Origin of the sequence: Maribacter sp. 2-571 (assembly GCF_050589625.1) — a bacterium.
In the GTDB taxonomy this organism is placed as follows: domain Bacteria; phylum Bacteroidota; class Bacteroidia; order Flavobacteriales; family Flavobacteriaceae; genus Pelagihabitans.
In genome coordinates this window covers 55985-70916 of the sequence record NZ_JBNGOP010000017.1, presented here as the reverse complement: position 1 = coordinate 70916, position 14932 = coordinate 55985, and the positions used below count along the sequence as shown (strand labels likewise).

15 protein-coding genes are annotated in these 14932 nt (G+C 43.7%); 5 read left to right on the top strand and 10 right to left on the bottom strand.

What is annotated here, in order from left to right; all coding sequences use genetic code 11:
• Window positions 1-272 precede the first annotated feature (272 nt).
• Window positions 273-581 carry a hypothetical protein gene (locus ACRD7P_RS13295; protein WP_430908119.1) on the top strand — a complete coding sequence of 103 codons (309 nt, stop codon included), beginning with the start codon at window positions 273-275 and terminating at the stop codon, window positions 579-581.
• A gap of 23 nt (window positions 582-604) precedes the next feature.
• Here ACRD7P_RS13295 and ACRD7P_RS13290 read toward each other — a convergent pair whose 3' ends face one another.
• The 4 genes from ACRD7P_RS13290 to ACRD7P_RS13275 all read right to left on the bottom strand — a co-directional run bounded on the left by ACRD7P_RS13290 (window position 605) and on the right by ACRD7P_RS13275 (window position 3487).
• Window positions 605-1174: a hypothetical protein gene (locus ACRD7P_RS13290; protein ID WP_430908118.1), complete on the bottom strand. Its 570-nt coding sequence runs from the start codon at window positions 1172-1174 to the stop codon at window positions 605-607.
• 38 nt (window positions 1175-1212) lie between these two features.
• Window positions 1213-2634 (bottom strand): cardiolipin synthase, encoded by a 1422-nt coding sequence (gene cls, locus ACRD7P_RS13285; protein WP_430908117.1) that lies wholly within the window; start codon window positions 2632-2634, stop codon window positions 1213-1215.
• Between the two features lie 489 nt (window positions 2635-3123).
• Window positions 3124-3300: a hypothetical protein gene (locus tag ACRD7P_RS13280; RefSeq protein WP_430908116.1), complete on the bottom strand. Its 177-nt coding sequence runs from the start codon at window positions 3298-3300 to the stop codon at window positions 3124-3126.
• Between the two features lie 25 nt (window positions 3301-3325).
• The gene (locus ACRD7P_RS13275; protein WP_430908115.1) at window positions 3326-3487 is read right to left on the bottom strand and encodes a DUF1328 family protein; all 162 of its coding nucleotides are present in this window, start codon (window positions 3485-3487) and stop codon (window positions 3326-3328) included.
• Between the two features lie 220 nt (window positions 3488-3707).
• Here ACRD7P_RS13275 and ACRD7P_RS13270 point away from each other — a divergent pair, with 220 nt between their 5' ends.
• Both ACRD7P_RS13270 and ACRD7P_RS13265 read left to right on the top strand, forming a co-directional pair.
• Window positions 3708-4754 carry a helix-turn-helix domain-containing protein gene (locus tag ACRD7P_RS13270; RefSeq protein ID WP_430908114.1) on the top strand — a complete coding sequence of 349 codons (1047 nt, stop codon included), beginning with the start codon at window positions 3708-3710 and terminating at the stop codon, window positions 4752-4754.
• A 129-nt stretch (window positions 4755-4883) separates the two neighbouring features.
• Window positions 4884-5933 (top strand): helix-turn-helix transcriptional regulator, encoded by a 1050-nt coding sequence (locus ACRD7P_RS13265; RefSeq protein ID WP_430908113.1) that lies wholly within the window; start codon window positions 4884-4886, stop codon window positions 5931-5933.
• On the opposite strand, the gene ACRD7P_RS13260 is transcribed toward ACRD7P_RS13265, so the two are convergent.
• The gene (locus ACRD7P_RS13260) at window positions 5930-6634 is read right to left on the bottom strand and encodes an SOS response-associated peptidase family protein (RefSeq protein WP_430908112.1); all 705 of its coding nucleotides are present in this window, start codon (window positions 6632-6634) and stop codon (window positions 5930-5932) included. The genes ACRD7P_RS13265 and ACRD7P_RS13260 overlap by 4 nt on opposite strands.
• A gap of 226 nt (window positions 6635-6860) precedes the next feature.
• Here ACRD7P_RS13260 and ACRD7P_RS13255 point away from each other — a divergent pair, with 226 nt between their 5' ends.
• Together ACRD7P_RS13255 and ACRD7P_RS13250 are read left to right on the top strand one after the other, a co-directional pair.
• A complete protein-coding gene (locus ACRD7P_RS13255) occupies window positions 6861-7895 on the top strand; it encodes a helix-turn-helix domain-containing protein (protein WP_430908111.1) in 1035 nt (344 codons plus the stop codon).
• Between the two features lie 335 nt (window positions 7896-8230).
• A complete protein-coding gene (locus tag ACRD7P_RS13250; protein WP_430908110.1) occupies window positions 8231-8656 on the top strand; it encodes a BLUF domain-containing protein in 426 nt (141 codons plus the stop codon).
• Between the two features lie 55 nt (window positions 8657-8711).
• Here ACRD7P_RS13250 and ACRD7P_RS13245 read toward each other — a convergent pair whose 3' ends face one another.
• Genes ACRD7P_RS13245 through ACRD7P_RS13225 form a run of 5 tightly spaced genes read right to left on the bottom strand, consistent with a single transcriptional unit; the run spans window position 8712 to window position 14838 of the window.
• The gene (locus ACRD7P_RS13245) at window positions 8712-10670 is read right to left on the bottom strand and encodes a glycoside hydrolase family 3 N-terminal domain-containing protein (RefSeq protein ID WP_430908109.1); all 1959 of its coding nucleotides are present in this window, start codon (window positions 10668-10670) and stop codon (window positions 8712-8714) included.
• Window positions 10671-10674: 4 nt separating this feature from the next.
• The gene (locus ACRD7P_RS13240; protein ID WP_430908108.1) at window positions 10675-12018 is read right to left on the bottom strand and encodes a TolC family protein; all 1344 of its coding nucleotides are present in this window, start codon (window positions 12016-12018) and stop codon (window positions 10675-10677) included.
• A 10-nt stretch (window positions 12019-12028) separates the two neighbouring features.
• A complete protein-coding gene (locus tag ACRD7P_RS13235) occupies window positions 12029-13162 on the bottom strand; it encodes an ABC transporter permease (protein ID WP_430908107.1) in 1134 nt (377 codons plus the stop codon).
• 4 nt (window positions 13163-13166) lie between these two features.
• Window positions 13167-14150 carry an HlyD family secretion protein gene (locus ACRD7P_RS13230; protein ID WP_430908106.1) on the bottom strand — a complete coding sequence of 328 codons (984 nt, stop codon included), beginning with the start codon at window positions 14148-14150 and terminating at the stop codon, window positions 13167-13169.
• The gene (locus ACRD7P_RS13225; protein WP_430908105.1) at window positions 14137-14838 is read right to left on the bottom strand and encodes an ABC transporter ATP-binding protein; all 702 of its coding nucleotides are present in this window, start codon (window positions 14836-14838) and stop codon (window positions 14137-14139) included. Before ACRD7P_RS13225 ends, ACRD7P_RS13230 begins: the two co-directional genes overlap by 14 nt.
• Window positions 14839-14932: the final 94 nt, after the last annotated feature.

Sequence of the window (14932 nt, the reverse complement as noted above, 5' to 3'; positions counted from 1 at the left end):
TTCGTTTTCGGAGCTGCTTTGGAAAGGTCGTGATTTTAGCCTGTACGTATCATGAAAGGGCCTAAGCATTCGTAAAGGACAGTGCAACTTCTCGATACCGATGCAATTGTATTATACAAATGTCCATGCTACCAGCTGGATATTCATCAGATTTGTTTTTTAAGGATGTGGTTAAATTACGATGGTAGGCTTCGTATGGTCGTACGCACTTTTGTCTAAAAACTTACTAACATTTTGTTTTAAATATTGGAAATATTACCGAAATTTGGAATATGTCCGAAAAGTATCCAATCACTACCGAATTACTGGAGGCCTGGCTAAAACAGGCTATTTTGACCGGGGTCGGTTATTTTAAGATCTGTAATTCCGGAGGGTGTAATGCCTTAATGGAAAAAGGAATCTATACCGTTACCAAAAATGGCCATACGGAAATGCGATATACCGAACGGGAACGGATACTGGAAATTTTTAGGCAGTTGGTAAACAAGTACCATAACTTCGAACGTAACGGTTATGCCTACTATTGGTATGATGGTAGTTGGCGTAGGTGCAAGCAGAATACGGTACACCAAAAATCTTAGGGGAGCGAAAGGAAAGGCTTCCTTTAGTCTTTTGCTTTATCGGCAAACTCTTGCGCCATTATCATAATTTCATCGGGGGACAGGTACAATCTCTTTATTCGATTTCGATACTTTTCCGCTATGCCCGCTTCGGTAAGAATAAAATTCTTGGCTGCCAGTATTTGTTTTGAAAGTCCATGGGAGACGGCAAAACTATCCGCGGTGCGCTCTGCCTTTTTTATAAAACTGCCGGAAAAGGTGTATCCCAGTCCAAACCCCAACAAATTTAGGGAACTCCGGTTTTTATAATCCAGAACATGCCCCAGTTCATGCCCTAGCCAGCCGACCAATATTTCAGAACTTAAGTTTTTGGTTTCGTACAAGCTATCTCCTAGCTGAAAACGTTCCGAAATCAATATCCGATACCTTCGCTTCCTTTTGGATCTCAGCAAATCCTTAAAAACGGGTTGTGCTTTCATGATGGAAGTGCGCAGCTTTTTTTTAAACTGAAAAGCAATCGTTGTCGATGTTAGTTCAGGATAATGGGACAAGGCCAAAAGCGCCTCTTTTTCGATAGATTTGGGAATCGTATGTTGGGCGTTCAATAGTTGCATGGTCAAGGTTATATAAAGTAGGTTCTTACACAGGGGTATCATAATAATGGACTAAAAAATTTGGCAAAACCTTCTTTCAGCCGTTGCGTCCAAGAGCGGTTTTTAAAGGTGGAGTAGTCCAATAATGTTGCGGCATTACACTCCTTATCGAATTCGGTGATGATCTGTGAGGTAATCTGTTCGTTATATACCAAGGCATTTACTTCAAAATTGTGTTCAAAACTTCGATAATCAAAATTTCCGGTTCCTACCGAAGCCAAGTCAGTATCACGGATAATGAGCTTGCTGTGGGAAAAATTGTCCCTTAAGTAAATCGATACGTTCACACCCAGCAATGCCTCAAAATTGGACTGCATACTGTATTTCGCCAAAAAGGAGTCCGATTTTCTGGGGATCAACAGTTTTACGTGTACCCCGCTCATGGCGGCAATTTTAAGAACGGTCAACAAGGTGGGGCCGGGAATAAAATAAGGATTGGCGATACGTATGCAGGATTTGGCCGATTGGATCATGCCGATATATTGGTGCAGTATCGACGGTTGTTCGGAATCGGGACCGCTGGCGATAAGCTGCATGGTGGTCGTTCCCATTTTTGGGATTTTTGGAAGATATTTTTCTTGCAATAGCGGCGCCTCCCTACTGGCAAAATGGTAGTCCTTGATAAAAATATGGTGCAGGCTTTCGACCGCGGGTCCGGCTATCCTCAAATGGATGTCCTGCCAAATGCCCAGTTCCGAGGATGCTTCCAAATATTTATCGGAAACGTTCATTCCCCCCACAAAACCGACCTTACCGTCGACCACTACAATTTTACGATGGTTCCTATAATTTAGGGTGTACATAAAACTACCGATCCTCAAAGGCATCATAGGGTAGGTGTGCACGCCGATGTTTCGAAAACGCTCTTTCAGCTTTCCCTTAAAGGACATACTTCCCAAGGAATCGTACATCAAACGAACTTCCACACCTTCCGCTACCTTCCGTTTAAAAAGTTGGTAAAATTCATCCTGTAGGTCTCCCTGTTCAAAAATATAGTATTGAACATGCACAAATTTTTCGGCTTTTTCAATAGCATCGAATATCGCTTGAAACGTCTCTTTTCCACCGTGCATTACGTTTACCTGATTGTCCGTATACAGCGTGCTTCCGGCACTGTTGCGTAGCATTTTTGCCAACGGTTCCCCCATAGCATCGGCAATCTTCCGTTTTGAACTGCCTTGCAGGGTAGCGGAATAGGTTTCGTAAAAACGTCTGCGTTTTAGGTTGGCTTTTAGTTTGTAAAACTTGAATTTTCTCCGGTTTACCCCAAAAAGATAATACAAAAGCGGTCCGAGAAGGGGAAGAAACAATATACTTAAGATCCAACTGAGCGAACGGCTGGGCCGCGACCCATGGAAGAGCACACTGATCAATGCCCAAACGGTAACAACACTATAAAAGATAAGCAGCAGTTTTTGCACGGTAATTTTTTTATGGCACCCGTTCGACCGTTTGCTTTTCACTGTGATGATCAAATCTTGGTCCCTTTGCTATGATTTTTAACGACCGTGGCCGAGATAAGCCGTGTAAAATGACACTATAGCGGCGCTAAAACGGTTTTTCCCGGTTCCGAAGTAAAACAGTAAACGCGTTGGTGGTCAAGATACTCTTTTGGGCTGAAGGAGACAATTCCGGTACCAACAAGCCTAGTTTTATTTTTATCGGTGGAAAAACATTTTTCACAATACGCGAACGTTATTCCGAATGGCACTTACGGTATCCCTAAAGCCATAGAAATTTACAAACGATAAAAATCAAGAAAAGCAGTGCGGCTACAAAAAAAATACCACCCACTGCAGTTGCGGCCCGCACCCTCGCAATCTTGGTTTTTTTTACTTTAAAAAGTGTAATGAGTTTGTCCATAAAAAATGGGCAAGCTTTTCGGCTTGCCCTCTTTCCTTTTTGGTTATTTAGTTTCCGTCGGTAGCATCTTCTACTTCTTCCTCTACTGCCTCACCGGCATCTTCAAGTTCTTCACCAACTTCTTCAATTCCGTCTTCCACTTTTTCCGCGGTGGTTTTTTCTCTGCAACTTGTTGTTCCCAGTAAAAAGAAAGACAACAATAGCGCGGTTCCTAACTGTTTCATATTTTTCATTATCATAACGTTTATATTATACGACTCGTTTTCCCCTGAATAGTGAAATCACAAAAAGTACTATAAAAATAAAGAAGAGCACTTTTGCAATACTGGCCGCTCCAGCGGCAATACCACCAAAACCGAAAATTCCGGCGATTATAGCTAAAATTATAAAGGTAATTGTCCAACGTAACATATGTTTTGTTTTTAGGTTATACATTAATTTCTGATACAAAGATGTTCTATTTCAATGGCTTAGTTTAGTTCGTATGTGCTTAATGTTGACCCATTTGCCATAAAAGTGCCCACCTGGGCCTTATGTTTCCGTTATTTGTATGATGGCGGTCCGAATACCGCAATCTTGTATCTTGGATTTTTTTAAAAGAGTACATTTGATAGTTCTTTAAAAAAAGATAATGGCCAATTTGATATCGGTTAAGGATTTGGATGTTCACGATTTGGTTAGGGGCCTGGCCGACGTGCTGGGATCCTCTTGTGATGAGGATAATAATGAGATCTGTTTTAACATATTACCGGAAAAGGGCAAAGGATATGTGAAAGGCGTCCGTTTTTCGAATGGAATGAGCACTTTGGATATAGATTTACAATTAAAGGAACCTCTTTCGTTAAAAATGAGTCTGTCCACGATACAGCCCCTACGTATTCTTTTCAACAGGGAGGCTACCTTGGGAATCCGGTTCATGGATAAGGAGGACGCATATGAAGTGCGACGGTTGGAAAGTGCCTTTGTATCGGGAAACTCGCGGCAACATGTAATTTTGGAGTTGCCTGCCGAATTACCAATCTGTTTTTTTAGTCTGGAAATCAATAGAAAGTTATTCGAGGTCAAAATCGACGATTTTTTAACGGCAATGAACGTAGAGTTGGAGCAATTGTTCCGCGATGTGAACGGAATCAACTCGTTTTTTTATAAGGGACACTACAGTTTGGATATTGCAAAGGCCATTGAAGAATCCCTGGAGTGCGAACTGTTGGGTTTCACCCGTTCCGTTTTTATGGAGGGTAAGGCCTATGAAATACTGGCACATCAGTTGCGTTTGTATCTTGATGATCTTTCGGGTCCCGAAAAAAGAAAGATTTTACGCCAGTCGACCGTAGAACTCATCGAGTCGGCAGCCGGAATTATAAAGTCGGAACTCGAAAATCTGGAGAATATCATTTCGCTGGCCAATCGGGTAGGCCTCAATCAAAACACCTTGCAAAGCGGTTTCAAGCATTTGTACGGCATGTCGGTAAACAAGTACATCCGACAGGCCAAAATTGAAAAAGCGCGGGAGCTGATCGAAACTACCGATCTTAATGTTACCGAGATTACCTATAAAATCGGTATCAATTCCCGAAGTTACTTCTCCAAATTGTTTAAGGAACGCTATTTCATGAGCCCGAGAGAATATATGGCCAAGGTTCGCGGTGGCACATCTTCCGGTACCCAAACGGGCTAAACTTTCCTTTGTTCCATAGGGGACCTATTATCGATTAACATTTTTTTTAGTTACCAAATTAGGGCATATGTGTTAATAACGGTTTCGATTTTGTTAATCTGAAAAAGGCTTATCCAAGTTCTTTGTACTATGAAATCAAAGACGGAGGAACGACAACAAATCGTTATAAGAAGTATAAAGAATGAAGTTATTTTAGAACAGTTGAACGACTGTTTGGAGGGAACGATCGCAAAGCAGTGGGGCGAACATACCTTGACCTTCGATAATACCAAAGGGCAAGGAACCATTAGAAGTATGGATTTCGACTGGGGAGTTTCCTTGTTGGATTGTGATCTGGAGCTGACCCATGCTACCGAAATCATCTTTCGTACCTCACAGGTATCCCCGGTCGAATTTATTTTTATATCGGAAGGTTCCTTAAAATATCAGGAAAGCGGTAAAGATTCCATGGATTTGGAGTGTTTTCAGAATATTATTATTTCCCCCAAGCGAGCGGCGAGACAAACTTTTGTCTTTCCGCCCGCTACCCGTCTTAAGGTAAACGTAATCCGGATCAAGAAAAAGGAATTCTTAAAAAAGAAAAATAACAATGTATCGTATTTGAACGATCTGCTTTTCTCCGTATTCAACGATGAGAATTCCGACTTGCCCTATGCACATAGCGGAAGTTATAGTTTAAGGATTGCCGATCAGGTGAAATCGCTTGACAAAGCCTATGATAGTGGTATGATCCGTACCTTAAGTTTGGAAGGTCGGCTTTATTTGATTTTGGCGCTACAACTACTGGAGCATCACGAATATGAAGATAAGGAGGCGCTGCCCGATTCGCTGTCCAAATCCGATATTCAAAAGATACACAAGCTCATCACCTATATATTGGACCACATTTCGGAACCTTTGACCATAAAATTGCTATCCAAGGAATCTACTCTGAGCGCCAAAAAACTACAATTGGGCTTTCGGTTGTTGTATTCCAAGTCGGTCAATGAATATGTACGACAGCTCAAATTGGAGATTGCCCGCGACCTACTGAAAAACTCGGAGCAATCGGTATCGGAAATTGTATACCATATCGGTATCCGCAGTCGCAGTTACTTTTCCAAAATATTTTATGAGGAATACGGAGTGCTCCCTACCGAATATCGAAAACGGTTGCATCTGCCCGGGGGAAAGGTTTAAATGTCCTTCGGAATATCCGGGTAGTCAACGGGGTTCAACATACTATCATAAGAAATGTTGTTTTTGAAAAAATCCCGGGCCACGGGGTTGGCCTTTAACCCAACGGATTCGGAGGAACCGTTAATTTTTCGTAAACCCTCAAGGTCAATATCATTTTCAAGCCACAATTGTTTGTAATTGTCCGGGATAACAATGGGCATAGTGTTTCCGAGGTTTTGAAACTGCTTCACATAGGTATTTACAGAACCGGTGAGTAATGAGCAGGATAGAAACCCATCGTTAAGAGTATTGTATATTCCTGCGATGTGAAAAGGTCTGTTATCGGCAAACCCTACATAATAGGGAAAAACGACCCCATTTTGCAGATAATTGGTAAAAAAACCGGTAACAATGATAAGACACCTATGTTGCTTAAAAGCAGTACTGTACCACGATTCGTCCTCCAAAAATTTTTCATCGATGTTCAGAGTGTTCGTTACCTCTTGAAAGGATAGCCAATCGTCTTCAAAATTATCCGGAAGCATGCCCCAAATGGCCAACGAAACGATATCGGGACGCTGGTTCGTAAGTATCGGTAGCGTTGCTTCGTGAAGCCCGTTGATAACAATTTCGGGACGATAAAGATTAGGATATTTAAAGGATACCTCAAATTGTTTCTCTATCCGTTCCCGTTTTGCGGTATTTGAAAGTTTATAGTACATATACGGTGCAAGTAACGAAAAACCGATAGGGGTCATTGTTTCGTTTGAGATAAAATGTAACTCTTTAAAAATTAATTGTTTAACCTTAACATTATATTGGGAGTCTTAATCTCGATATCGTTAAACAAATCTCCTATATCGGTAATTTGCTATGGTGGGTTGCGGTAATTTTGTTTAGGGTAATAGTATCCATATTCAGTTTAGACCGACCGGAGGTGTCACCATCATGAACACAAGAAAACAAAGAACATTAGAAGAACTACAATGGTTGCAACAGTGGCTGCCGGGTGATATCACCTATCAAAACGGTATTCAGGTACTACGGGTGAAAGAAAATTTGGGTGAAGGAGAAGTACGTTGTGTTTGTTTTGATGAGGGTTTGATGGCCATGGAATTCGATATCGTGTTAAATGAGAACCGCGACATTAAAATGGATCGATCGGTAGGCGGCCTAATTTATTTTTTATATTGTTTTACAGGGAACTGCTTTCACAAATTCGAGGGAATCGAACGGCTTTCCAAGTTAGAAGAATTGCAAACGGCGGTGGCCTCCAATATGCAGGAGACCGCAAGTACCTTGCGGATCGTTAAGGGAGAACGACTGGTTTTGAATTTGATTCAACTGAACAAGGACATGTACCAACAAAATTTTGATTCCAAGGATGATCGTTCCTATGGAAAAACGATTGCCATGTTGGACACCTTCGACGAAAACCCCGGTTTCTTTCAATTAGGGCGTATCAATTTAGAAATAGCGGAGCTGATCAAACTTTTGGAAAATGCAAAATATGTCAATGAACTATCGACATTGATGCAGTTCGAGGGCATTTGCCATTTGATTTTAGCGAAACAGATCGAACAGTTCAATATCGATTTATTGTATGGGAGCGAACCGACCAGTGGTCTATCAAAAAACTCCTTAAAAATGATAACGGAAATCGGGGATTTCGTAAAGAACTATCCGGAAATACAACATTCGGTAGATAGCCTGTGCAGAAAGTCCGGACTGTCCGCCTCCAAAATGCAAAAGGGGTTCAAATACATCTATCATATGACCGTTGGCGAATTTATTCGCGACTGTAGGTTGGTCAAGGGAGAGCATTTGATCCGTACCACGGACATGAACGTATCCGAAGTGGTATATGCAATCGGATTTACCAGCAGGAGTTACTTCTGTAAAATTTTTAAAGCGAAGTACCGCTGCAGTCCTAAAGCATACAAGAACATGGTTTTTAACGAAAGATATTCCGTAAAAGCATAAATTTTGTCTGTTTAAAATTTTGTAGTCTACAGAAAATAAAGAAACTAAAAATTTCTGCTCATTTCATATCAAATTAATATCTTTCGAAACATATAAGGGTTTTGCCTATTTATGAAGCGTGTTATTCTTTTTTTGTAAGACCTCAAGGAGGTTAACAAGCGATCGTTTTTTATCGCTCCGGCGTATGGCTTTTTATCAAAAACGAAAGCTGTGCGTACTAGGGATACCAAAGCTTCAAAATCGAACGGATATATGGTTTATGGTCCGGACCGAAAATGGCGACCCTGGCCGGTCTATAGTTCCGGTATGAGTTTTTGATAATTATAAAGCGTTTTATGCATTCTATTATTTATACGTCCCGAGCATTGGATTCTTTCGATTCGATTCAGGTGTATCAGATGTTGGAGGGGTCAAGGAGTTACAATGCGGAACATGGGATTACCGGATGTTTGTTGTACCATGAAAGGCAGTTCGTTCAAATACTGGAGGGCGATTACCAAGTGGTGGACGGGCTGTTCCAAAAAATACGTCATGATCAGCGCCATGCCGAAGTGTCCTTGCTAATGGAGGACAATACCGATCAGCGGCTTTTCGATAATTGGAATATGGGGTTCTACGAGTTTATTTCCAAAGAGGAACGGCAACTTTTTAGAAAACACCAGTTCAACCAGTTTTTTGAAAATTCAAACCTTTTTAGGCAATCCAGCAAAACCGGTCTCCTTTTCTTCAAAAGAGTACGGGATCTATTGGAATCGAACTAGTTTTGAAAACCCTTCGACTTCCTGTTGTTGTCTTGTCGTTGCCGCTACAAACGGTCTATTGATAACCCAACCCATGACCGAAGGTGTAGAGCGGGGAAGCCGAATCGTAGGGTAGGTCCTCTTTTTGGGCCTTCACCGCTTCCATGGAAGAGGGGATTTCCAAGGGCAATTTTCCCGTTGGACCGAATTTTCCCGTAATCAGATCTAAAATTATGTTTTCCGAGGCAAAAAAATCGGCTATGACCGCTGTACTGGCAAAGTCGATCTCGGGTATAACCGGTGGTCGGTCTATGGAAAGTACCGTAATGGTGGGTTTTTTTGAAATCAAATCAAGGAGGGCATCCCTTTCTTTTTCGGGAAAGTCCAAACGGCCCTGTTTGAAAAAACGTTCCAAAAAAGAACCGTTTCCGGGCTCGTACGGAGTATTCAATTTTAAAATGATATAATCCGCATCTTCGGGATCATCGGTTTGGGAAAGATCGGGATAGGAAAATCCATCGTTGAAACCTTGGAGGTAGACCTTGCTTTTTTTAGATAGGGGAAGCAGTTCTTTTTCGTTTTTGAGCAAGGTGAGCGAACGGCGCTGCGCCTGTTTTCCCTTTGCCATGAATGCTGTACTTCGTAAGCTGTTCACATCCTTTTCGTTCACGTAGGGATTGTCAAAAAGGCCAAGGTCGAATTTGTTTTTCAATACACGACGTACCGAGGCGTTCAGTCGTTCTTCCGAAATCTTTTTTTCCTGTACCAATTGCACCACAAGTTCGGGCAACGCTTCACCGCCGAACATATCACAACCGGCATCGATCACTTTCTGTACTTTTTCCAAAGGGGTACTGTCTTCCATTCCCCAATCCGAGGCCGGTTTGGCAAACGTATCGCTGATAATGGCCCAGTCGGTGCAGATGATGCCATCATAGGCATAGGTGTTGCGTAGCAGTCCGGTAATGATTTCCTTGTTAAAACCAAAGGCCACTTTTTCCTTGGTCTGATCAACCGGAATTCCGTAATAGGGCATCATAAAAGCCGTTTTTTGGGCAATGGCCGCTTCAAAGGGAATCAAATGGTAGGCAAAATTGTCCCCGGGGTATACTTGTTCTTTTCCGCTGGCGAAATGGGCGTCCATACCGTCTTTTTGGGGTCCGCCACCAGTGAAGTGTTTGGTCATACAGGCCACACTTTCCGTACTGATTCCTGTGGAGTCCCCTTGAAATCCTTTTAAATACGCAGCGGTCAACCGTGCGCTCAGTTCCGCGCCCTCCCCAAACGTGTCACTGATTCGGGACCATCGGGGTTCCGTGGCCAAATCTGCGGTAGGGTGGAGGGCCAAGCGGATGCCTACGGCCCGGTACTCCTTATTGGCAATACTACCGAATTCTTGTACCAAAACGCTATCTCGGGTGGCGGCCAATCCCAACGGGGAGGGCCATTCCGAAAATATACCGGACTCGATTCCGGCACCGGGATTGTCCCGAACACCGTGCCGAGGGTCGGAGGCAATGGTAATGGGTATCCCCAAACGGGTACGCTCGCCCATTTCTTGTATATTATTGTTCCAACGCACCATCACCTTGGGATCCTCGGGTGCTTGAACAATATTAAAATGGCTCATTTTATTTTGGACGACAAAGGTGGAATTTGCATCGAACGCAAAGGTGATCGGATCTTTAAAGCTGGGTACTTCATTCAGTTCGCCCTCCGGTCCCATAGCTATAATGTCGATGAACAAGAGTCCGGCCTTTTCCTCCAAGTTCATTTGTCCCAGCAAATTTTCCACACGTTGTGCAACGGGTCGGCGTCGGTCCTCATAAACATCCAAACGTCGGTTTTTGTTGAGGTCTCGAAAGGAAAGGCCATCATTTTTAATGAGCGGTGCCTTGCTCCCCAAAAGGGCAAGATTTTCTTTCGAGGTATTGTTCCATTTGATATAATAGATACCTAACGCTATAAAACCGATGACTAGAACCGCGAGCATAAACCATCCTACATACTTTAAAAAACGCTTTACTTTTTTCATTTTTTCAATTTAAAAAGGTATCGATCGTACCATTCGCTTTGTATTTGTCCAACAAGGTAGCCCAAAATTGCGCTTCTTTTTCAAGAAGGGTTACGGCACTTTTTTGAAGTACCAACTCTTGTTCGTTCAATTCATACGCATCCGCCTTACCTTGTGAAAAACGGGCCTGGTATATGGCAACAGTTTCCGTTCTAAGTTCTAAGTTTTCCTTTAACAGCGCTATTTCGCCTGCCAAAGAAGCAATTTTTGTTTCCAATTCCCTTTGTTCGAGCTGTGTTCTGTTGGTCTCTTCCCGGAGCTCCTGTTCCTGGATCTTGCGTTCGCCCTTGAGTTGTGCCACCTTGCTCCGGGTGCCGTCAGATCCGATGATCGGAACCTTTAGCGACACCCCGATATAACTGTTTCCGAACCAGGTATCGTTTTCGAAAGGTCGTAAATTTTCATTGAATTGGTTGGCGCCATAAAAACCGTCGATCGCTAGGGTAGGTAGCCTTTTGGCCCGATTACCTATAATTTGGCGGACTAAGAACGCATCTTCTTCTTTAATGATACGGGCAGTGACCGATTCTTTGACCAAATCTGAACCCTCCCGCATTTTGGGGTAGATCATTTCTATGGGTTCGGCGTTCAGTTCGTACACCTCCATTGGTATTGCGCTACCGATCAAAAAACCCAGGTTAAACTGTTCCAATCGCTTTTCCTCGGTTGCAATGGCCAAGGTAGACTTGGCGTTATTATGGTTGATTATGGCCGTGTTCAATTCACTTTTCAACAATTTGCCCTCTTGGTACCTGGCCTTCATTAGCGACATGGTACCATAGGTACGTACCGTGTCTACTAGGGAGGCGTTTACCTTCGCCTGTTTTTGGGATAACCCGATGTAGGCCTTCATCACATCATATACGAGTTGTTCCTTTTCCCGGTCCCTTTTCAGGAGTTCCAATCGCTCGGCCGCCCTTCGCTCTTTTACTTCCGCTCTGGTTTTGGCATCGAAAAGGGGTTGTAATAGGGTAATGCCCAAATCTTGTTGCCAGGTGGTCCCGAACTGTAACTCGGTAAAACCATCCAAATTACTGGACGTGTCGTTTCCACCGGTAAGCGCGTTCGGAACAAGCGAAGTCGGTATAATGGCGTTGTATTTATAGGCATAGGACAGTGAAATTTGCGGCCCCAGGGCAGATTGCGCCCCTTTTACCGCCAAGGCACTATTTTCGACGCGGATTTGGTCCGCTAAAAAACTGGGTTTCTCGTTCACGGCTAGGGCAATACAATCTTTTAAGGACCGTTTTTGCTGCGCCTGCGCTTGTGCAAAACCCAAAAACAATACTAAGAGTGCGATGTTCTTCATGATTATTATTTTATCTGAATACGGAAGCGGGTTCCACATTTTTTATTCTTTTGAGCGCGAAGGCCGAGCTCCCTGTCGAAATAAGGACGATAACGCCGAACATTACGGCAAGTACCGCAGGGGAAAGTTCGAATACCAGTCCGGTGCTGGCCACACCGTTCCTAAAAAGTTCCAAAAGGATATAGGCCAAAGCAAAACCGACCAGGGCGAATAAAAATGCCTGTGCGAGAATCAGTTTTCGAATGTACCCGTTGCTGGCACCGATCGCTTTTAGGGTTCCATAGTCCCTTAGTCTGTCCAAGGCACTGGAGTATAAGGTAAGCCCGATGATAAAGAAGCCGGAAATGAGCGCAAATATGATTAGGGAACCCGTACTGACGGCGATACCACTAGAGGCCAAAACAGCATTTATGGTACTGTCCTTCAATTCTTGGGATGGCCATGCCCTTACCCCGGAGAGGGTACCGTTGATGTTTTGTACCACCTGTGCGACCGATGTGCCGGAATCGCAATTGACCAATACGGCATTGATCTGTGTGGATGGTATGTTTCCATAATAGCGGGCCCTTTCTATGGTGGTATAGGCTATTGGTGCTCCAAAACCGCGGACCCCTTTGGTCTGTACCGTAATCATTGCCCGTTTTCCGTTAATTTCAAGTGTGGTACCGGGATCGGTGGTACCGCCCAAGGTTTCCGAATCGAAAACATCGGAGCTGATCGCCATATCGTTCTGTAATGCCAATACGTTTCCGTCATTTATGTTCGCCGGTTTTGGTCCGGCGGGAAAAATGGGCCCTTTACTACCAATAAGCAGTAAACTGGCGGTAGCCCCGTTCTGGTAGGTTGCGCTTCCACCGGCCAATACCAGAGGATACGCTTCGGAAACCCCGGGTATGCTCAAAACTTCGTTTACTTTTCTAATATCCAATCGGCCGAGTTGGTTGAGGTCCTTGCTCTTATCGTCGACCACCCATACCTGCGCATCGGAATTGTTGGCCGTGGTCACCATTAATCCGGTAAGAAAGTTTAGGATGCCCAGTTGTTGCCCGATAAGGAAGGTACTGATAATGATACCTACGGTGACCCCGATGCTTTTGGCCTTATCGAAGCGTATGAATCGAAATGCTGTTTTTAATACGGACATGGGGCTATTTTGTTGTGGGTTGGGTCAAATCGATTTCACATTGTACGCGGCTATTGATCAGAAGGTTTTGTTGTTGGTCCAAACTTATCTCTACCGTCCTTACCCTTCGATCCTCCGCTTCGGAGGCGGCATCGCCAAAAATGGATTTCCGTTTCAAAAAATCGGATAGATAAATAACTTTTCCGGTACTGATCAGCTTGCGACCGTCTTGGGAGCGAACGTTTACGGACTGGCCCAAACGTAATTCATCTGCTAGAAGTTCATCGATCTCGCAGGTAGCGATCAATGCTCCCTTGGGGGCAAATTGGGCGACACTGCTATTGGCCTGTGTACCTTCGCCTTTGGTAACCAACCATTCGAGCACCTTTCCGTCCGAAGGGGCTATGATCCGCTTTTCGTCCCTTTTGGCCTTTGCAATTTTAAGCTGCGCGTTCAGCGCCTGCAATTCGGTGTTCGTTACTTTTTTTTCGTTAAGCTCGTTGTTGAGGTTCGACTTTTCCAATTCATATTCCAAGGAGGCGCTTTCCAAAGCGTCCTGTGTTTCTGCATTTACCTTGGATAGGGCAAGCGACCTTTCATAATCCCGTTTTCGTTTCAATAGTTTCTTTTCGCTCTCCAGTACCTCTTCCGAAGCGATTTTGTTGGACGCCCGTTGTTTGTTGATGGTTGCGATGATGCGCGAAATTTCAGCTTCCTCGGCAGCGGTATTCAGGGTCGCCAAAATGTCTCCCTCCCGTACCGTTTCGTTTTCTTTTTTAATGATTTCCATTACTACTCCCGAAGCCGGACTGGCCAATTGCGCCAATTTGGAGGCCGATGTAATTCTTCCGTTTCCATAAGCTTGGGATAGTACCGCGGTACTCGTGCTAGCGGTATCGGTTTTGTCCGTAGCCGCTTTTTCTTCCGTTCCCGAGCAGGCGGCCAAAAAAAGCGATATCAAGATTATTCTGGTAAGATTGAACATGGTATTGTTTTTAATGTGTTGCATTTTCTTTTGTGGTTTCGGTTACATGGCCATTATCGACTTCATAAATACAATCTGCATAAGGAATCAAACGTAAGTCGTGGGTTACGATCACTACGGCCCGGTTTTCTTTGGTCAACGCTTTTAAGCGCTCCATGGTATAGGTCACGCTTTTTGGATCTAAGGATGCCGTGGGTTCGTCACACAGGATAAGAGATGGGTCGGTGACCAGTGCCCTGGCAATGGCGACACGTTGCTGTTGTCCGCCACTTAGTTTTTTGGGAATATTGTTCATACGATCGGCCATGCCCAATGATGTTAGCGCGGCAATCGCCCTTTCCTTCGTTTCCTTTTTAGAAATTTTAAGAAGCTGTAACGGCATCATTACGTTCTCCAATGCCGTGAGAGGAGCGATCAGGTTATAACTTTGAAATACAAAACCGATTTCTTGCAGTCGCAAATTGGAAAGCTCTCGGTCTTTTAGCTCCGTTACCGATCGGCCACTTACAAAAACGCCTCCTTCAGTGGGATAGATTACACAGCCCAAAAGAGAGAGCAATGTGGTTTTACCGCTCCCGGAAGGTCCCAGCAACAATACCAATTCCCCTTTGCTTATTCTGAGCGATGTCGGATGAAGTGCCGTAATGGTAGTGTCGCCAGAAACATATTCCTTTGATACGTTCGAAACTTTAGCTATGTAGGAATCCGTCATATTTTGTTACGTTTTCGTAGCAAATATATAATGTTTTCGTTATAATAAAAAATGTTTTCGTTATTTTTAGTATATTTGTGATGTAAAATAAGGA

Coding starts and splice junctions, on each gene's coding strand:
- ACRD7P_RS13295 (WP_430908119.1), top strand. CDS start 273: ATGTCCGAAAAGTATCCAATCACTACCGAATTACTGGAGGCCTGGCTA.
- ACRD7P_RS13290 (WP_430908118.1), bottom strand. CDS start 1,174: ATGCAACTATTGAACGCCCAACATACGATTCCCAAATCTATCGAAAAA.
- ACRD7P_RS13280 (WP_430908116.1), bottom strand. CDS start 3,300: ATGAAACAGTTAGGAACCGCGCTATTGTTGTCTTTCTTTTTACTGGGA.
- ACRD7P_RS13275 (WP_430908115.1), bottom strand. CDS start 3,487: ATGTTACGTTGGACAATTACCTTTATAATTTTAGCTATAATCGCCGGA.
- ACRD7P_RS13270 (WP_430908114.1), top strand. CDS start 3,708: ATGGCCAATTTGATATCGGTTAAGGATTTGGATGTTCACGATTTGGTT.
- ACRD7P_RS13265 (WP_430908113.1), top strand. CDS start 4,884: ATGAAATCAAAGACGGAGGAACGACAACAAATCGTTATAAGAAGTATA.
- ACRD7P_RS13260 (WP_430908112.1), bottom strand. CDS start 6,634: ATGTACTATAAACTTTCAAATACCGCAAAACGGGAACGGATAGAGAAA.
- ACRD7P_RS13255 (WP_430908111.1), top strand. CDS start 6,861: ATGAACACAAGAAAACAAAGAACATTAGAAGAACTACAATGGTTGCAA.
- ACRD7P_RS13250 (WP_430908110.1), top strand. CDS start 8,231: ATGCATTCTATTATTTATACGTCCCGAGCATTGGATTCTTTCGATTCG.
- ACRD7P_RS13245 (WP_430908109.1), bottom strand. CDS start 10,670: ATGAAAAAAGTAAAGCGTTTTTTAAAGTATGTAGGATGGTTTATGCTC.
- ACRD7P_RS13240 (WP_430908108.1), bottom strand. CDS start 12,018: ATGAAGAACATCGCACTCTTAGTATTGTTTTTGGGTTTTGCACAAGCG.
- ACRD7P_RS13235 (WP_430908107.1), bottom strand. CDS start 13,162: ATGTCCGTATTAAAAACAGCATTTCGATTCATACGCTTCGATAAGGCC.
- ACRD7P_RS13230 (WP_430908106.1), bottom strand. CDS start 14,150: ATGCAACACATTAAAAACAATACCATGTTCAATCTTACCAGAATAATC.
- ACRD7P_RS13225 (WP_430908105.1), bottom strand. CDS start 14,838: ATGACGGATTCCTACATAGCTAAAGTTTCGAACGTATCAAAGGAATAT.